General features: G+C 57.4%; 10 protein-coding genes. 9 read left to right on the forward strand and 1 reads right to left on the reverse strand.

Annotated elements, in window-relative coordinates:
* Window positions 1-139: 139 nt before the first annotated feature.
* The 4 genes from C6Y56_RS02565 (at window position 140) to C6Y56_RS02580 (ending at window position 10,018) form a co-directional block, all read left to right on the forward strand.
* Window positions 140-1,171, forward strand: coding sequence for a hypothetical protein (locus C6Y56_RS02565; RefSeq protein WP_169428599.1), 1,032 nt, complete (start codon window positions 140-142; stop codon window positions 1,169-1,171).
* Window positions 1,172-1,358: 187 nt separating this feature from the next.
* Window positions 1,359-3,869: a leucine-rich repeat domain-containing protein gene (locus C6Y56_RS02570; protein ID WP_169428600.1), complete on the forward strand. Its 2,511-nt coding sequence runs from the start codon at window positions 1,359-1,361 to the stop codon at window positions 3,867-3,869.
* 347 nt (window positions 3,870-4,216) lie between these two features.
* The gene (locus C6Y56_RS02575) at window positions 4,217-5,203 is read left to right on the forward strand and encodes a hypothetical protein (protein WP_169428601.1); all 987 of its coding nucleotides are present in this window, start codon (window positions 4,217-4,219) and stop codon (window positions 5,201-5,203) included.
* An 81-nt stretch (window positions 5,204-5,284) separates the two neighbouring features.
* The gene (locus tag C6Y56_RS02580; protein ID WP_169428602.1) at window positions 5,285-10,018 is read left to right on the forward strand and encodes an RHS repeat domain-containing protein; all 4,734 of its coding nucleotides are present in this window, start codon (window positions 5,285-5,287) and stop codon (window positions 10,016-10,018) included.
* A 58-nt stretch (window positions 10,019-10,076) separates the two neighbouring features.
* On the opposite strand, the gene queG is transcribed toward C6Y56_RS02580, so the two are convergent.
* Window positions 10,077-11,177 carry a tRNA epoxyqueuosine(34) reductase QueG gene (gene queG, locus C6Y56_RS02585; RefSeq protein ID WP_169428603.1) on the reverse strand — a complete coding sequence of 367 codons (1,101 nt, stop codon included), beginning with the start codon at window positions 11,175-11,177 and terminating at the stop codon, window positions 10,077-10,079.
* A 63-nt stretch (window positions 11,178-11,240) separates the two neighbouring features.
* On the opposite strand from queG, the gene C6Y56_RS02590 reads away from it, so the two are divergent.
* Genes C6Y56_RS02590 through miaA form a run of 5 tightly spaced genes read left to right on the forward strand, consistent with a single transcriptional unit; the run spans window position 11,241 to window position 17,513 of the window.
* The gene (locus C6Y56_RS02590; RefSeq protein WP_169428604.1) at window positions 11,241-12,740 is read left to right on the forward strand and encodes an NAD(P)H-hydrate dehydratase; all 1,500 of its coding nucleotides are present in this window, start codon (window positions 11,241-11,243) and stop codon (window positions 12,738-12,740) included.
* Window positions 12,728-13,198 (forward strand): tRNA (adenosine(37)-N6)-threonylcarbamoyltransferase complex ATPase subunit type 1 TsaE, encoded by a 471-nt coding sequence (gene tsaE / locus C6Y56_RS02595; protein ID WP_169428605.1) that lies wholly within the window; start codon window positions 12,728-12,730, stop codon window positions 13,196-13,198. Before C6Y56_RS02590 ends, tsaE begins: the two co-directional genes overlap by 13 nt.
* 51 nt (window positions 13,199-13,249) lie before the next feature.
* On the forward strand, window positions 13,250-14,638 hold the full coding sequence (locus tag C6Y56_RS02600; RefSeq protein WP_423815208.1) for an N-acetylmuramoyl-L-alanine amidase: 1,389 nt from the start codon (window positions 13,250-13,252) through the stop codon (window positions 14,636-14,638).
* Window positions 14,635-16,542 carry a DNA mismatch repair endonuclease MutL gene (gene mutL / locus C6Y56_RS02605; protein WP_169428607.1) on the forward strand — a complete coding sequence of 636 codons (1,908 nt, stop codon included), beginning with the start codon at window positions 14,635-14,637 and terminating at the stop codon, window positions 16,540-16,542. The genes C6Y56_RS02600 and mutL overlap by 4 nt, the downstream gene beginning before the upstream one ends.
* Complete coding sequence (gene miaA / locus C6Y56_RS02610; RefSeq protein ID WP_169428608.1) at window positions 16,542-17,513, forward strand: tRNA (adenosine(37)-N6)-dimethylallyltransferase MiaA; 972 nt, start codon at window positions 16,542-16,544, stop codon at window positions 17,511-17,513. The genes mutL and miaA overlap by 1 nt, the downstream gene beginning before the upstream one ends.
* The last annotated feature ends 86 nt before the right edge of the window (window positions 17,514-17,599 follow it).

The following is a 17,599-nucleotide window of genomic DNA, read 5'->3' on the forward strand; positions in this document are numbered from 1 at the left end:
TTGCAGCCTTCCGGCGGTTTGCAAGTGTATGTTTCTTACATTTTTCGCTTTGCTGATTGTTTTAAGGTCATGTTATTTCTTTTGTTGATGGATTGTTCAATGCCAATCCTTGAATAAAACTCCTCAAAGGAAATGCAACATGAATGAAGATGTGAGCGAAACACAGGGCGGGCAAACCATCGCACCTGTTCTCGAAGGCCTTGCCAGCTTCAAGGTAAAGTTTGATGCTGGCGACAGCACCAGCAGCAAATCACTATACGGCAATGGCCGCATGCAGGTGAAAGTGCAAGTTCTGGTGTCCGGAGTGGATGCCAACGGCAACTTCATGCACGTGCCGGAAAGTGTAATGGATAGCATAGAACTCATTCATTACAGTACCGGCAGGACGTTACGTGACGGCTGGGCGGCGAGCACCGAACAAGGGCGTTATACGCTTGAGACGCAAACGTCGGCGACAGGTGAGGTCGTTTACGACGACGATGCTGAAAATGACAGCGTTCATCCTCAGGTTCGCACCTTCTGGGTATCCTCATCGGTCGCCGGGACGACCAGGATCGCTGCGCGCCTGTCTCTGAACGGGTTGAGAATTCTCAGTAACGGAACCACGCTGTCCAGCGTCCATGACAGCAGCATTACGATCGAATCCCAAACGCCTCCGGCTTATGCCATTGAACAGTTCCGCTGGTATCAAGCCCGGCGCGGCAATGAGCAACCCGGTAATCGCATCTTCAACTATTATCTGGGGCTTTATCCGCAGGGGCAGCAGATCAAGCTGGTTGATTGGATCGCAGACGGAGCTGAAGCGGGGAAAGACCACGCTTTTGCTGGGGGGAACAAGTTAGAGGAGCCGAGAACCAATTTTATGCGGGCCACTTTTGTCCGCCCGGAACGGAATACTTTGGAGGTGAAACTGCCATTTAATGGCGATCCCATTGCGTATCTTTTCCCCGATGCCATTACAAGAGAGTCAAAAACATACTCTGTAAGGGTCAATGATCACAACGGAGAGCTGACGGTTGTGCAGGCGCTGTCCGAATATTCTGAAATTGCACCTGGTTCCAGGCACGGCGAAATATTTCACTTTCGCGCCATTGATCAACACGGTACCGAGCATAGTTTAGCGTTGAGGCTGGATTTTTATACGCGCAACTTCACGCTTGAGCGAGGTTGATAGCATTTTCTGCTGATGCACATTCGGCAGGAGTAGTAGGTATATATGCTCTTTTAACGGCGGATATCGATACTCTGTGATGTTCAATTGTCGGGTATTCGCATAAAAAGTGCAGTACTTATGACTTGTGTTGGCCCCTTGGTTCTGCGGGGGCCAGCGTAAACTACTCCTCAAGGATGAGAACTCAATGGCTGACAAAACGCCAAAGGTCAAAACTGTTCCTGCCCCAAACCATTCACCCGATTTCAGCATCAATGTTTCACATCGACCAACCTCCCCCATTCCAGTAGCACCGCAGGTATCCATGCCGAATCGACTGGAACCGTCGAACCCTTTCGTCCGGCTAGAGGTGGGTGCATTGATGCAGGAGAGCAATGTGAGTGCGAACCCGGTTGCTTTTGCGATCGACGAGCTTGCGATGCTTTCCGCGCCCCGCTCCCTGGCAGATTACCGGATACCTGCTTCAACACTCCTCGGCGACGCCGATGCTCAGGGCATCCGGATGTACAAGGGGCGTCAGTTTGTGGCAGTCGCCGACGGCCATTTCGTGCAAGTGGTCCTGGATGCCGGGAGTGGTCTGCTTCGCGCCACGCAAGCCAGAGAGCTCAACCCTTCCGGTCCGCTATTGAAGCCCGATGGTGAGGGCCGGTTCTGGCTCGCACTGGACAGCAGTGATTCGCGCAATCGTCTCGCAAGGACGGATTCGATACACAGACGGACGGCTGAACTGGTTCACCGCGTGGGGTATTCGGTGGACGACTTCTCTGAAATTACAATGACACGTGTCCTTGCGGTGAGTGGAATGGATGAAGCGTTGGCGCGTGATTTCCCCATTCATTCTCGTTCCCTCGCGGTGCTCCAGGAAACTCTCAGGCGTTTCAGCCTCGATCGGAAAATCCAGATTTTCTTCACACAACTGCAGCATCCCGATCCGCTGGTTCGCGCCCAGCTCGATCCACAACTGCTGGCGCTGCTGAAGTCGCGCAAGGGCGATCTTGCCGAGAGGGACCGGGCTCTGCTCTTCCAGGATCATGAGCGTGCGTTTGAACTCGACTGTGACGAAAACACGTTGCAGATGCGACGCAGTTTTCCGGAACTGACCAAAACGGTGGCCGAGGCGCTGTGGCAGGACGCAAGCGCCTCCGATCGTCTGTATGTGCATAGTCATCCGGGAATGACACGACAAATGGCAGAAGACGCGCAGCTGGCAATGCGCGATGTGCGTCTGGCAAGAGCCTGTGAAGGGATTTACCTTGATTCGGTATCCAGTTTCGATAGTGATCGGCTGGCGTTGCACATGATCGGCCTCCTTGCGCAGTGGCCATCGACAGTTCGTATCGAAATTCGTCACAACGCGAAAGTCGCGACCGCTGTTGGCGATGTTCAGGCGCCGTTCCTTCATGTACTGGTCAGACAGGACTCCGGGTATGTCATCGACAGCCCCGAGGGCGCGTCTGCCAAAGATATGAACGATCTCTATTCGTCAGTCTGGTTGCGGTTATTGCCCGTTCAGCGTCAGGCGCTCGGTGTCCTGGATGGAGGAGGGCAAGCGTTACGGCAATTGGTGCGTTTACAGCCGTTGCCCTCGCGCCAAGTCGTGAGCGAAGTTCTGGAAATGGCTCCACGGCCGGTTTCTGTCGATCCCGCTGCCTTGCAATACGCGCAAACGGGAGGATTGCGAGGTGGAGCCGATAACGATCCGACATCGGCAAAGTCAGTTGTAGACAGCGTGCGTGAGCTTTATCCGCAACTCAAGGATGAGGAGGTGACGGCGTTTATCAACCGGCGATTGAAGAATGATCCATCCGGCGTGATACAGCGGCTTGAAAAAGAGTTCGCGATGCTGCGTGAAGAACTGGCGATATGGAGTGCCGGTGAGTCATCACCTCATTCGCAATCGTCGGGATGGTCGTCAGCGCCGACACTTGTCGAACAGCGCCAGGCCCGCGAGCAATTCAGCAAGTTGCTGCAGGATATCTGGCAGCGCAAGTCGATTTCGAGATGGGAATATGGTGACTATCATTTTTCTGCTGATGTCGATTTTTCTGGCGAGTTACCAAGGTTATCCACCCGATTCGAATATGTAACAGAGTTAATATTAACCGCAAAAAATCCGGAGGCACGGATCGGTCCATTTCTCGACAGTTTTCCCAACGTTCAATATTTGATGGTGAACGGCGTAAAAATGGAGGACCTTGCGCCAGGGATCTTCCAAATGCGTGAGTTGCGTCAACTTACCTTGAACGGGTGCTCGCTCAGACTTTCTGAAGCAACGGCTGAGGGGCTGGGGAGAATAGAAACGCTGACACTGTTGAATCTGTCACAGAACCCTTTGACGGTGGCTCCGCATGTAGGCTTCATGCAGGATCTGACTGAGTTGATGCTGCATGACGCCAATCTTTCAAATGTGCCTTCGGGAGTAGGAACACTCAAGGAGCTCGAGATATTGACGTTGCAGAACAATAATATTGTCGATGTGGGGGATGAGTTATTCGATATTCTGGATACACAGAATCTATTCATCGGTCTGGTGGGCAACCCCTTGAATAACGCTTCCAGGGAGCGAATTGACCAATATCTTGACCGTTCCAGCATGGATAGAAAAATAGAAATAAAAGTGGAAGAGTCTTTTTCAGACTCGGAGTACGAAAGTGACTCTTCAGAAAGTGGGTTCGGGACAGACTCAAGCAGTAGCTGACTGTTGATAAGCGTAACGTTCTGCGTATTTTTCTAACACGATCTGATACGAATGAATAACGTAGCGCTTCATCTTCTGTTATCGGTAAAGCCAGAATAAAGGAGAGAAGCGCTGCGGGGAATGCCGAAACGAAAGGGGCACGGATGGAAAGCTTGAATTTCGTAATTTGGAGTTTCCCTTTTTGAATGTTTGTTTGCTGTGCCGGGTTTGATGTTAAGGTATTTCCTCGGATGGCCTGTTCATAATTTGTCGAGTGTCTTGGCTGTTATTGTTGTTTTAGTCATGCGTCAATACTTGGGCGCGTCCTTGTATGGACGTCATGTATTTATTAGCCAAGGTGTTATTGAATGTCTGACGAACAACTTAGTATTTCCCGTATCGAAGTTAAACTCGACGCTACCAAGTCTGGCCAGCACAAAGTGCTTTACGCCAACGGTCGCATGCAAGTGCGTGTGTTGGTGCTTGTACAAGGAGCCGATAGCAATGGTGATGGCGTGTCACTGTACGGGCATCCCGCCTTGCAGACACTGCGGCTGATTGCCTACAACGGTGCTCGGCCTCTGGAAGGTGACTGGAGTGTATCCAGGCAGGAGAACCGGTTTGCCCACGAAATGTCGGGTGGGGCGCCGCGCGTTACAGAAGTTCGCCAAGTCAAGGACAATCGAATCAGTGATGATTCCGATCCTGTGCAAGTATTTGAATTTTGGGTTTCCGCTTCCCGGCCTGGAATCATGGAAGTGGCTGCCGAAATAACCATGGATAACGTGACGCTGCGAACGAACGGAATTGGCTTCGATAGCAGTGTCACGCTGGAAGCTATTCCGCCGAGAGTGTATTCGCTGAACAGTTTTTCGCTGAATAAATATGAAGAGAAGCAGCAGAGGGCCTCTTACGACTGGATCCAGCTTTACCATATTGGACTGCACGCAGAGGGCAGGCAGGTTCATCTCCTCGACTGGTACAGCAGTGAGGTCAAGCTTGATCCTTATGATTCTGAAATGGCGGCGCTGGTCTACGTGTCCGGAAATATTCCCGATACACGGGACGGACGCAGAAACTTTTACGGTTACATGGCGCCGATTTATGGGCAGAAAACAACGTTTCGCAGTCCGCTGGGCTATGTGACCGTACCTATTAACAAAGTGCCCGGCCAGTTGACACTTGTTCAGTATATTTCCGCTGACTTTCAAGTGGCACGGGAAAATGAAAGTGCATTCGAGTTTGCAGTGCTTGATGAGTTCGGCTCGGAACACAGGCTTTCGCTCGATGGTGACAAGGAACAGCGTACCTTTATTTTGGGCGAGTCCCGGCGGTCAATGAAACAGCTTGCCTGATTTTGTCAGGTGGCCAGCCAGTGTTCACTGGTCACTTGATTTCCCAATATCTGAATATGGAAATAAAGGACGTCTTTTTCAATGGAAAGTAATTCATCTTCCAATGCTCACTCCAATGCTTTCAACTTCGGTGAGTTTGTTTCTGGAGGCGTTGACCCTCGCACCGGAATGTATACGTGTTCATTTTCGCTGGGCAAGTTGCACTCGGCGGGTCTCAATGGCCCTGAGCTTGCACTGACATTGGGTTTCAATCCACTGAATCAAGTGGATACCGGGTTCGGCGTCGGCTGGTCTTTGTCCATGACGCATTACGACTTGCGCAGCAAGGTCATGACGCTGGCAAACGGTGAACGCTATAAGGCTGTGGAGACGTCTGCCGGCCTGAAGTTCAGGGAAATGAAACTGCAAACCGCCAAGGTGCTGGAGACGGGGGGCGGACGCTATGAAGTCCGGTACAAGGATGGTCGGCGTGAGTTGCTCAAGGTTCAGGCCGGCACCCAGGTCGCGGTAGTAGAAAAAATCATTGCCCCGAACGGTGTGAGCATCACGCTGAAGCATGTGTTGTTCAATCAGTTTCCCATGTTGGTTGAAGTCAATGACACCCAGCGATGCCTGCTGAAAATCACACGCAAGGCAGGTCAGGTGATACTGACCCGGCATCCTGGTACTTCGGCCGCTACCGATTACGGACTGGTCCTGAAAAATAGTCGGGTAACGGCCATCGAGCTTCCGGTCGGCAAAGGCTGGGAGCTGGAATATGAGGTCATTGATCAGGCCATCTATTTGTGGCGCGTCGTCAATCCGTTGCGCGGTGTCGAATTCATTCGCTACAAGCGCCAGGGTCACCTCTTCGTAAACGGCGTGGAGCGGTCACTGCCATTTGTCATCGCTCACGATATTTATCCGGGGCACCACCAACCCAGGCTCTGCAAGGAATACTCGTATTCCGACCATAACTTTCTCGGGCAGGGCCTCATCCCGACCAGAAGTAATGACGGAGATCCTCTCTACCTGGCGCCCGCCAACTACGTCTATTCCTCGACCGAGCGGTTGGTGGTCAAGGGGGCGGTGCACACCCTTGTCAACCGCACTTACAACAAGTTCCATTTGTTGACCGCAGAGGTCACTACAAGAGGTGATGCCAAGACCTCAGTCGCCACCGAATACCATTGTTCCGTCACCAAGCCATTCAATGAGCAGCCGGCTCAGTTCCGCATGCCAAAGATTCAGACGGTGACTTATCTCGACCGGCGCACCCAACAGACGCGTCAGGAAACCACCGTCACTGAGTTCGATGGTGAAGGCAACTTGCTCAAACTTGTCGAGCCGAATGGAATGACCACTTTGTCGGAGTTTTATCCGGCAAGCGGTGGGGACAAGTGTCCAGAGGATCCGATGGGCTTCGCCAGGTTCCAGAAAAAGAGGACAGTCATCCCGGCAGACGGGGGAGGGAACTCGACTGTTACCTACTACGACTATGCCCTGCATCCTGCGCTGGAAGGTGCAGAGCTGGCCTTCGTCCTGCCAGTTGAGGAGCGTTTTTTCGAGCTTGTGGAGGGGGTTGAGATCCAGCGGTCGAAAACCGAAAAAAGTTACCTGAATACGCCGCAGGACCCGTTCAAACATGGGGCCACGCAAGAGCAAAGTGTCACCCGTAACGATAAAAAGACCCGTACTGAATTTTCCTATGAGCTCAAGGACACCCGGCTGGAAGTAAAGTCCAGTACATACGGATTTGATGGAACGCTGCAGACCAGTGAGAAAGTGCTTTCGACACTGACTGGATTACAGGTCTCGGAAATCGGTGTCGATGGCGAGCACATCGAGTATGAGTACGACGCAATCGGCCGGGCAGTATGCAAGACGGTTGCCCCTGGAACGCCCTTCGCGAGCTCTACTCAGTGGTCTTATATATCCGCCAGCCAGAAACTGCCGGCCACAATAGTGGGAACGAATCCCGCCGGCGGCGAGCAACGCGTAAGTGTTGACGGCCTGGAACGGGTGATCACCGTTGCGGAAAAGGACTGTGACCGTCCGGACAAGGAGGGACTTATTCAGACTCGCACCCTTTATTCCGCGGTTCATGATTCGGCGGGTAACAGGATACAAGTGACACTGACCGATTGGCGCGACGGCAAACCTTGTCCAGTGGTGACTCGCTACGAATTCGATGACTGGGGCCAGGTCTGCAAGACGCTCCATGCCGATGGGCGCATCGAACACAGCGAGGTCGATCCGGTTGCTCGCCAGCAAACGAATTGGCTTCAAGGGATGGGCAAGACAGTCACCCTCGTCAACTCGTTCGGAAAGCCTCTGAGTGTCGAGAGCTTCAACCTTAAGAACAGCAGTCTGGGCAAAACGGTTTACACCTATGACGGCCTCGGGCGCACGACCACCGAGACCGATCCTGCCGGCAATACCACACGCTATGAATATGACGTCTTCGACCGGATGACCCGCAGCGTCCTGCCCGATGCCAGCGAGGTGGTAACCGATTACGCCGATCACAGTGACGAAGCGCTGCCGGCCTGCATCCAGGTCGACGGCAAAATGTTGGGCCGGCAAACCTATGACGGCTTGAATCGTCTCACGCAAAGCACAGTGGGCGGGCGCAAGTCCGAAGCCGGTTATGAAGCGGGCTTCCGTCAGCCGCAGTGGCACAAGAGTCCCGATGGCAAGAAAACCGAATTCACCTATTTGCGTGAGCTGGGCGGTTTACTGACGGAGCGCAAGGCGGGTGCGTTGCTCACAACCATGACTTACGACCCGGTCAATGGTCATCCCCTGACCTGCAGTGAAAACGGCAGAGAGCGTCGTTTTACGTATTACCCTTCCGGGCGTATCAAATCCGAAACGACCACTTACGGGGTGATCAGTAAATCAACTTCCTTTACCTATTCTCTTGAGGGGCGACCGCTCACCTATATCGATGTGCTGGGGACGGAGCGCAGATCCGAATACGATGATCACGGTCGTCTGCTATCAACCTTGCAGGGGTCACTGAAAACCGAATTCCACTACAACCTTCAGACCGGGTTGCTGGAATGGACAATGACCGAAGAGACTTCGCTCAAGCGTCAAATGATCACCCGGTTTGCCTACGATGATATCGGTCGTGAAACATGCCGTACTTTCGAGGTCAAGGGCCAGCCCGATCAGACGCTGGTGTCGACCTATACACTGGCTGGCAAACTGGCGCGGAAGGTGTCCAGCCGCGGTACGCAAGTGTTGCGCGATGAACAGTTTTCCTACGACAGGCGGGGGCGTCTGATCCAGTACGACTGCGCCGGAACCCACAAGCCCCGGGATCCCTATGGCAAGGAGATTGTTCAGCAGGCGTTCACATTCGATGCGCTGGATAACCTGCTCACCGTACAGACGCGGTTCCCGCTGGGTGTGAACCTGACTACCTTTGGTTATGACAACCCGGACCCTGCGCAACTCAGCTCGGTCAAGCATTCACACGTCGACTATCCCTCGGCAGTGACCCTGGAATATGACGCCAACGGCAGGATGATCAAGGATGATCAGGCGCGAACCCTGGCCTATGACGCGTTCGGGCGACTCGAGCAATTGACCGGTGCAGGAGGCAAGGTCATTCGCGGCTACCATTACGACGGGTTCGACCAACTGGTTGAACTGGCGCAACCGGATACGGTAACTACCCAGCGTTATTACCATGAAGGCCGGATCACCCATGAAGTCAGCGGTAATCGTTCATCCAGCGTCGTGCGTCACGGTGGATTGCTTGTAGGGCAGCAACAACTCGGATTGAGCTCCGGTATTCAGCTGTTCGGCACCGATCAGCAGCAAAGTGTGTTGGCTCAACTGGGTGAGGAGCATCTGACCGATTGCGCTTACAGCCCTTATGGGCACCGTCCCGCCGAAGGTGGCTTGTTCAGTCTGGCGGGCTTTAACGGCGAGCAACTGGACCCGGCTACCGGTCTGTATCTGTTGGGCAATGGATACCGAGCCTATAGCCCGACCTTGATGCGCTTTCTCAGCCCCGACAGCATGAGTCCGTTTGGTGAAGGCGGATTGAATGCCTACGCCTATTGCCTGGGCGATCCTGTCAATCGTATTGACCCCACTGGACACATCTCCTGGCAAACCATCCTGGGCGTTGGATTGAGTGTTTTCGGGATTGTTGCCAGCGTATTGACGATGGGAGCGGCGACGCCCTGGGCAGTGGCGGCCTTGGGGCTGGCCGTTACTTCGGGCTTGTCGAGTATTGCCAGCGAGGTGGTCAATGAGCTGGAGCCGGAATCTCAAGCGGGGAATATATTGGGCTGGATCACCTTTGGTCTTGGACTGGCTTCGTTCGGGGCTGGGCTGGGGGCGGGTGCCAGAGCGGGCATTAATGCGGGCAGGAAACTCGCTGGCGCCTGGGCGCAAGGGGCGAGTGGCAAGGGGGCAGGCGCTGCGGGCAAAGAGATGGCCAAAGGAATGATCAAGGGAAAAGGAGCCAAGGCTGCAGCAAAAGCCAGGAAAGCCGCTGAGCCGGTTGCCGAAGAAGTGAAGTGGACACTGGTCAGGCCCAAAGACAAGATGAATATTGTCAGAATAGAAGCGCGCAAGGCCACGGAAGACAGAGCTGAACTGTTCATGAAACATATCGAGGCGGGTAATTCCCCGACCTCCGCCGCCGCGCTCATACACGCCGACTATACGCCAATGTATGGTCCGGCCAGTTCCGGGGCAAAGCCGATGCATCTTTACTTATCGCAGGGGGATCGCATTTATCTGACGGAAGACACCAAGCACAAGATTGTCACCATCAAGCAGGTGGGTGGCCACTACAACGAAAAAAAATAGGTGCGAATAACGCACCCGGACAGCGACGGGCATGAGGCAACGACACTCAATGTCCAGACTACGGCTTGAGCACCGTGTCTGCAGGTTTTGCCTGTGCTGATCGTGAGTGTTGTTCAAGCGCCCATTCCACATGCTCTCTCACCAACTCTGACGGATAATCCCGTCGCGCCTTCAACGCTTCCAGCACCGGAATCGTTGAAGGCGCATTCCCCAGACCCACCGCCAGATTGCGCAGCCAGCGTTCGTAACCCGCCCGGCGCAACGGCGAGCCTTCGGTACTGCTCAAAAACTTGTCTTCATCCCACAGAAACAGCTCGGCGAGTTCGGCATTGTCCAGATTGTGCCGTGGCTTGAAATCGCTTTCGCCGGAGGGGCGGGCGAAGCGGTTCCACGGGCAGCAGATCTGGCAGTCGTCGCAGCCGAACACCCGGTTGCCGATCAGCGGTCGCAGGTCTTCGGGAATAGCGTTCTTCAACTCGATGGTCAGGTAGGAAATGCAGCGTCGCGCATCCAGCACATACGGGCCGACGAAGGCGTTGGTCGGGCAGATGTCGAGGCACGCGGTGCAGCGCCCGCAATGTTCGCTGCTGTGGGGTTCATCCACCGGCAAGGGCAGGTCGACGAACAGTTCGCTGAGAAAGAAGTAACTGCCGGCCTTGCGGTTGAGCACCAGAGTGTTTTTGCCGATCCAGCCCAGGCCGGCCTGTTCGGCGATGGCTTTTTCCAGCACCGGAGCGCTGTCGACGAAGGCGCGGAAGCCGAACGGACCGATCTCGGATTGAATCCTGTCCGCCAGTTGTTGAACGCGTTTACGGATCAACTTGTGATAATCGCGGCCCAAGGCATAACGCGAGATGTAGGCCTTTTCCGGTTTGGCCAGCAATTGTGCCATTTGCGTGTCGCCCGGCAGGTAGTCCATGCGCAGGGAAACGACACGCAAGGTGCCCGGCACCAGTTCTTCGGGGTGCGAGCGTTTGCTGCCGTGGGCACCCATGTAATCCATTTCGCCGTGGTAGCCGGCCTCGAGCCAGCGTTGCAGGTGCTGCTCATGCTCGGCCAGGTCCAGACCGCTGATGCCGACTTGCTGGAAGCCCAGCTCGCGGCCCCAGTCCTTGATGGATTGGGCGAGGGCAGGCAGATCTGTGGTGATGGCAGACATGAGGCGAGAGAAACCGGAGCTGAGGTGCGTATAATTCTGCCAGACATCGGAGCCCGAAGACGCATGCCGCACACTAAAGATCAATTACCCGACGCGCTGTACCGCGCCGCGCAGGTGCGCGAACTCGACGCACGGCTGATCGCCGCCGGCACGCCGGGCTTCGAATTGATGCAGCGTGCCGCCCATGCCACCTGGCGCGCGCTGGTGCGCCAATGGCCGGCCGCGAATCAAATGACGGTGCTGGCCGGGCACGGCAACAACGCCGGCGATGGCTATCTGGTGGCGGCGCTGGCCCACCGGGCGGGTTGGCAGGTTCAGGTGCTGGCTGTCGGCGAGCCGCAGCGTCTGAAGGGCGATGCCGCGGTGGCACACGCCGAAGCCGTGGCTGACGGCGTCTCGATTGCCCCGTGGGATGTGTCCTGCGAGTTGCGCGGTATCGTCGTTGACGCGTTGCTCGGCACCGGCCTGAGCGGTGACGTGCGTGAGCCTTATGCCTGCGCGATTGCGGCGATCAATGGCAGCGGACTGCCGGTGGTGGCGGTCGATATCCCTTCCGGGTTGTGTGCTGATACCGGTCATGCGCTGGGTGATGCAGTGCGCGCCGACCTCACCGTGACCTTCATCGGCCTGAAACTCGGGCTGTTTACGGGCGCGGCAGCGGATCACGTCGGCGAACTGCTGTTTAACGATCTGCAGGCTTCGACCGAAACCTTCAGTGACATTCCTGTCGCCGCTCGCCGGCTCAACGTGGCTAACCTTCCGCATCTGGCTGCCCGTGCGCCGGCTGCGCACAAGGGGCGTTTCGGTCATGTGCTGCTGATCGGCGGCGATCACGGTTTTGGCGGGGCAATTCTGCTCAGCACCGAAAGCGCCTTGCGCAGCGGGGCCGGGATGGTGTCGCTGGCGACCCGCCCGGAACATGTGCCGGCGGCGTTGAGCCGGGTGCCGGAAGCCATGGCGCTGGGCGCTTCTTCGGCCAATCAATTGATGGGGCTGCTGGAAAAGGTGTCCGTATTGGTGGTCGGCCCGGGGCTTGGGCAGGCCAGTTGGGGCCGGGCACTGCTGTCGGCCGCCGCCAATGCACCGCTGCCGCAAGTGTGGGATGCCGATGCGTTGAATCTGCTGGCGTCCGGCTTCGTTACTCTGCCCAGGGATTGCGTGATCACACCGCATCCGGGTGAAGCGGCGCGCTTGCTTGGGATCAGCACGGCAGAAGTGCAAGTGGATCGTCCGGCCGCCGCGCTGGCGTTGAGCAAAAAATATACAGCGGTGGTGGTGCTCAAGGGCGCCGGCAGTCTGATCGCTCATCCCGACGGGCGTCTGGCGTTGTGTCATCAAGGCCATCCGGCGATGGCCACTGCGGGGCTCGGCGATGTGCTGGCCGGTCTGGTCGGAGCGTTACTGGCTCAAGGCATGGACGTCTTCGATGCGGCTTGCCTGGCGGTCTGGCTGCACGCCAACGCCGGAGCGCAACAAGGTAAATTCGGCCGTGGGCTGGCGGCCAGTGATCTCATTCCAGCCATTCGTCAGTTGTTGGAGGAGCATGCACCGTGTCTGAAGTAACCCTGTACGTGGCCGATGAACAGGCAATGAGCGACTTTGGCGCACGGATCGCCCGCGTAACCGGGGGGCATGGCCTGATCTTCCTTGAAGGCAACCTCGGCATGGGCAAAACCACGCTGTCGCGGGGCATCATTCGCGGGCTGGGGCACGTGGGCGCGGTGAAAAGTCCGACCTTCACGCTGGTCGAGCCCTACGAGATCGGTGACGTCCGCGCCTTTCACTTTGATCTGTATCGTCTGGTCGATCCGGAAGAGTTGGAGTTTCTCGGCATTCGCGACTATTTCGAAGACGACGCCCTGTGCCTGATCGAGTGGCCCGATAAAGGTGCAGGCTTTTTGCCAAAGCCTGACCTGACCATTACCATTAGCCCGCAAGACAGCGGGCGTTCGCTGACTATTTTGTCCCAGGGCTCGCGTGGCGAGGCCTGGTGTGCCGCTTTGGCATTGGAAACCAATTAAATGATGGGGTTAGGTATGCGCTTTCGCGCGTTGGTGGCTGCCGCTGGACTGATGTTGATGGCAGTAACCGTCAACGCTGTGGCCGAAACGAAGGTCAACAGCGTGCGCCTGTGGCGGGCGCCGGACAACACGCGCCTGGTGTTCGACCTGACCGGTCCGGTGCAACACAGCGTCTTTACCCTCACTGCACCGGATCGACTGGTGATCGACATCAATGGCGCCACCCTTGGCGCGCCGTTGAAAGTCTCCACGGCCAATACGCCGATCACCGCCATGCGTTCGGCACAGCGTACGCCGACCGATTTGCGGGTGGTCATTGACCTGAAGAAAGCCGTCACCCCGAAAAGCTTCTCGCTGGCGCCGAACGCGCAGTACGGCAACCGTCTGGTGGTCGACCTGTTCGATAACCCGGCCGATGCCGCGCCTCCACCTCCGACACCTGCGCCCGCACCAACGGTAGCGACCGTTCCGGCCGTACCGGTAACCCCGACAGAACCTGCGATCAAACTGCCTCCGGCCCCGGCCGGCAAACGCGACATCATTGTGGTGATCGACGCCGGCCACGGCGGCGAAGACCCGGGTGCGTCCGGCTCACGTGGTCAGCGCGAAAAAGACGTGGTGCTGCAGATCGCCCGTGAATTGCAACGCCAGGTCAACGGCATGAAAGGCTTCCGCGCCGAACTGACCCGTACAGGCGACTACTTCATCCCGCTGCGCGGTCGAACCGAAATCGCCCGCAAGAAGGGCGCCGACCTGTTCGTCTCGATCCACGCCGACGCCGCGCCGTCTGCGGCGGCCTTCGGGGCTTCGGTGTTTGCGTTGTCCGACCGTGGCGCAACGTCGGAGACCGCCCGTTGGCTGGCCGACAGCGAAAACCGTTCCGACCTGATCGGTGGTGCCGGCAACGTCAGCCTCGACGACAAGGACCGGATGCTCGCCGGCGTGTTGCTCGACCTGTCGATGACCGCCTCGCTGACCTCCAGTCTCAACGTCGGCCAGAAAGTCCTGAGCAACATCGGCCGGGTCACGCCGTTGCACAAGCAGCGCGTAGAACAGGCCGGGTTCATGGTGTTGAAGTCGCCGGACATTCCGTCGATCCTGGTGGAAACCGGCTTTATCTCCAACGCCAACGAAGCGAACAAACTCTCTGCTTCGAGCCACCAGCAGGCGCTGGCGCGTTCGATCAGCAGCGGCGTGCGTCAGTTCTTCCAGCAGAACCCGCCACCGGGCACCTACATTGCCTGGCTGCGTGATTCGGGCAAGATCGCCCAGGGGCCACGTGATCATCGGGTCAGCCCGGGTGAGACCCTGGCGATGATTGCCGTGCGCTATCAGGTGTCGGCCGCCACGTTGCGCAGTGCCAACAACCTGAGCAGCGATGAGTTGAAGGTCGGTCAGCACCTGACCATTCCGGGCACTGAACTGGCGTCCAAAGAATGAATCAGGTTCTGAACGCTGCCCGTATCGAACTGCTCAGCCCGAGGCTGGCGAACCAGATCGCCGCCGGTGAGGTGGTGGAGCGCCCGGCCTCGGTGATCAAGGAGTTGCTGGAAAACAGCCTAGACTCCGGCGCCAGACGCATCGACGTCGATGTCGAGCAGGGCGGCGTCAAACTGTTGCGGGTGCGCGACGATGGCAGCGGAATTTCCGCCGATGACCTGCCGCTGGCACTGGCCCGCCACGCCACCAGCAAGATCCGCAACCTCGAAGACCTCGAGCAGGTGATGAGCCTGGGTTTCCGGGGCGAGGCACTGGCGTCGATCAGCTCCGTGGCACGTCTTACCCTGACTTCCCGCACCCGTGACGCCGATCAGGCCTGGCAGGTCGAAACCGAAGGCCGTGACATGGCGCCCCGGGTACAACCGGCAGCCCATCCGGTCGGCACTTCGGTGGAAGTGCGTGACCTGTTCTTCAACACCCCGGCACGACGCAAATTCCTCAAGACTGAAAAAACCGAATTCGATCACCTGCAGGAAGTGATCAAGCGTCTGGCGCTGGCGCGTTTCGACGTGGCGTTTCACCTGCGCCACAACGGCAAGACCATCCTCAGCCTGCACGAAGCTCACGATGACGCGGCTCGCGCCCGGCGTGTGGCGGCGATCTGCGGTTCGGGCTTCCTTGAGCAGGCGTTGCCGATCGAGATCGAGCGCAATGGCTTGCACCTGTGGGGCTGGGTCGGTCTGCCGACCTTCAACCGCAGTCAGGCGGATTTGCAGTATTTCTTCGTCAACGGCCGTGCGGTGCGCGACAAACTGGTGGCCCACGCGGTGCGTCAGGCTTATCGCGATGTGTTGTTCAATGGCCGGCATCCGACGTTCGCGCTGTTCTTCGAGGTCGATCCGGCAGCGGTCGACGTCAACGTGCACCCGACCAAGCATGAAGTGCGCTTCCGTGACGGGCGCATGGTGCATGATTTTCTTTATGGCACCTTGCACCGTGCCTTGGGGGATGTGCGGCCGGAAGATCAGTTGGCCGGTTCGGTCACTACCGCGGTCGTGCGGCCAACCGGTCTCGAAGCCGGCGAATTCGGGCCGCAGGGCGAGATGCGCCTGGCCGCCAACGCGCTGCTGGAGCAACCGCAGGCACAACCGACGTTCAATACCTCGTCGAGCGCCAGTGCTGGCGGTGCTTATCAGTATCAATACACGCCGCGTCCGCAATCGACCGTGCCGGTTGCCGAGGCTCAGGCCGCGTACCGCGAGTTTTTCGCGCCGCTGCCCGAGGCCAATGCCAACGCGCTGCCGGCTGGTCAGGAAGACATTCCGCCGCTGGGGTACGCACTGGCGCAGCTCAAGGGCATCTACATTCTTTCCGAGAACGCCCAGGGCCTGGTTTTGGTGGACATGCACGCCGCTCACGAGCGGATCATGTACGAGCGCCTGAAGATCGCCATGGCCAGCGAAGGCCTCAGCGGTCAGCCGCTGCTGGTGCCGGAGTCGCTGGCGGTCAGTCAGCGCGAGGCCGATTGTGCCGAAGAGCATGCGGCGTGGTTCCAGCGTCTCGGTTTCGAATTGCAGCGTCTGGGCCCGGAAACCCTGGCGATCCGTCAGATCCCGGCCCTGCTCAAACAGGCCGAGGCCAACCGTCTGGTGGGCGACGTGTTGTCGGACTTGATGGAGTACGGCACCAGCGACCGAATCCAGGCGCATTTGAATGAACTGCTCGGCACCATGGCCTGCCACGGCGCGATCCGCGCCAACCGCCGCCTGGCCTTGCCGGAAATGAACGGCCTGCTGCGCGACATGGAAAACACCGAGCGCAGCGGTCAATGCAACCATGGCCGGCCGACCTGGACCCAACTGGGCCTGGACGATCTGGACAAACTGTTCCTGCGCGGTCGTTGATGAGCCAGCTTCCTCCAGCGATTTTCCTGATGGGCCCGACCGCTGCGGGCAAGACCGACCTGGCCATCGAGCTGACCAAGGTACTGCCGTGCGAGCTGATCAGTGTCGATTCGGCGCTGGTTTATCGCGGCATGGACATTGGCACGGCCAAACCGTCGAAAGAGCTGCTGGCCGAGTACCCCCACCGCCTGATCGACATTCTCGACCCGGCCGAGGCTTATTCGGCTGCGGATTTCCGCCGCGACGCTTTGCAGGCGATGGCCGAAATCACCGCACGCGGAAAAATTCCGCTGCTGGTGGGCGGCACGATGCTCTATTACAAGGCTTTGGTCGAAGGTCTGGCCGATATGCCGGCGGCGGATCCCGAGATTCGCGCGCAGATTGAAGAAGAGGCTGCACGCCTTGGCTGGCAAGCCCTGCACGATCAACTGGCGGCAATCGATCCGGAGTCGGCGGCGCGTATTCATCCGAACGATCCACAGCGCCTGAGTCGTGCGCTGGAAGTCTATCGGGTCAGCGGTCAGAGCATGACTGAACTTCGGCTGAAACAATCTGTACAAAGTACTGAAGCGGCGGCATCGGGACGGCAACAATTGCCCTATACTGTCGCGAACTTGGCCATTGCTCCGGCAAATCGTCAGGTACTGCACGACCGCATTAAACAAAGATTCACAAATATGCTGGAACAGGGATTCATCGACGAGGTCGTAGCCCTGCGTAATAGAAGTGACCTGCATGCCGGGTTGCCGTCTATACGTGCGGTAGGCTACCGCCAGGTCTGGGATTACCTGGATGGCAAGCTGACGGCGGCCGAAATGCAGGAGCGGGGCATCATCGCCACGCGCCAATTGGCCAAACGCCAGTTTACCTGGCTGCGCAGCTGGGACGATTTGCACTGGCTCGACAGTCTGGATTGCGACAATCTGCCACGCACCTTGAAATACCTTGGGACCATCTCCATATTGGGCTGAGTCCTTGCAATTGCCGTCTATCCTTGGGGGTGTGGCGGCAAAAGCCATCTGATTACCTATTTTTTATATTGAATCCTTAAAGGAGT

The sequence above is a fragment of the Pseudomonas fluorescens genome (assembly GCF_012974785.1).
Lineage (GTDB): Bacteria > Pseudomonadota > Gammaproteobacteria > Pseudomonadales > Pseudomonadaceae > Aquipseudomonas > Aquipseudomonas fluorescens_BT.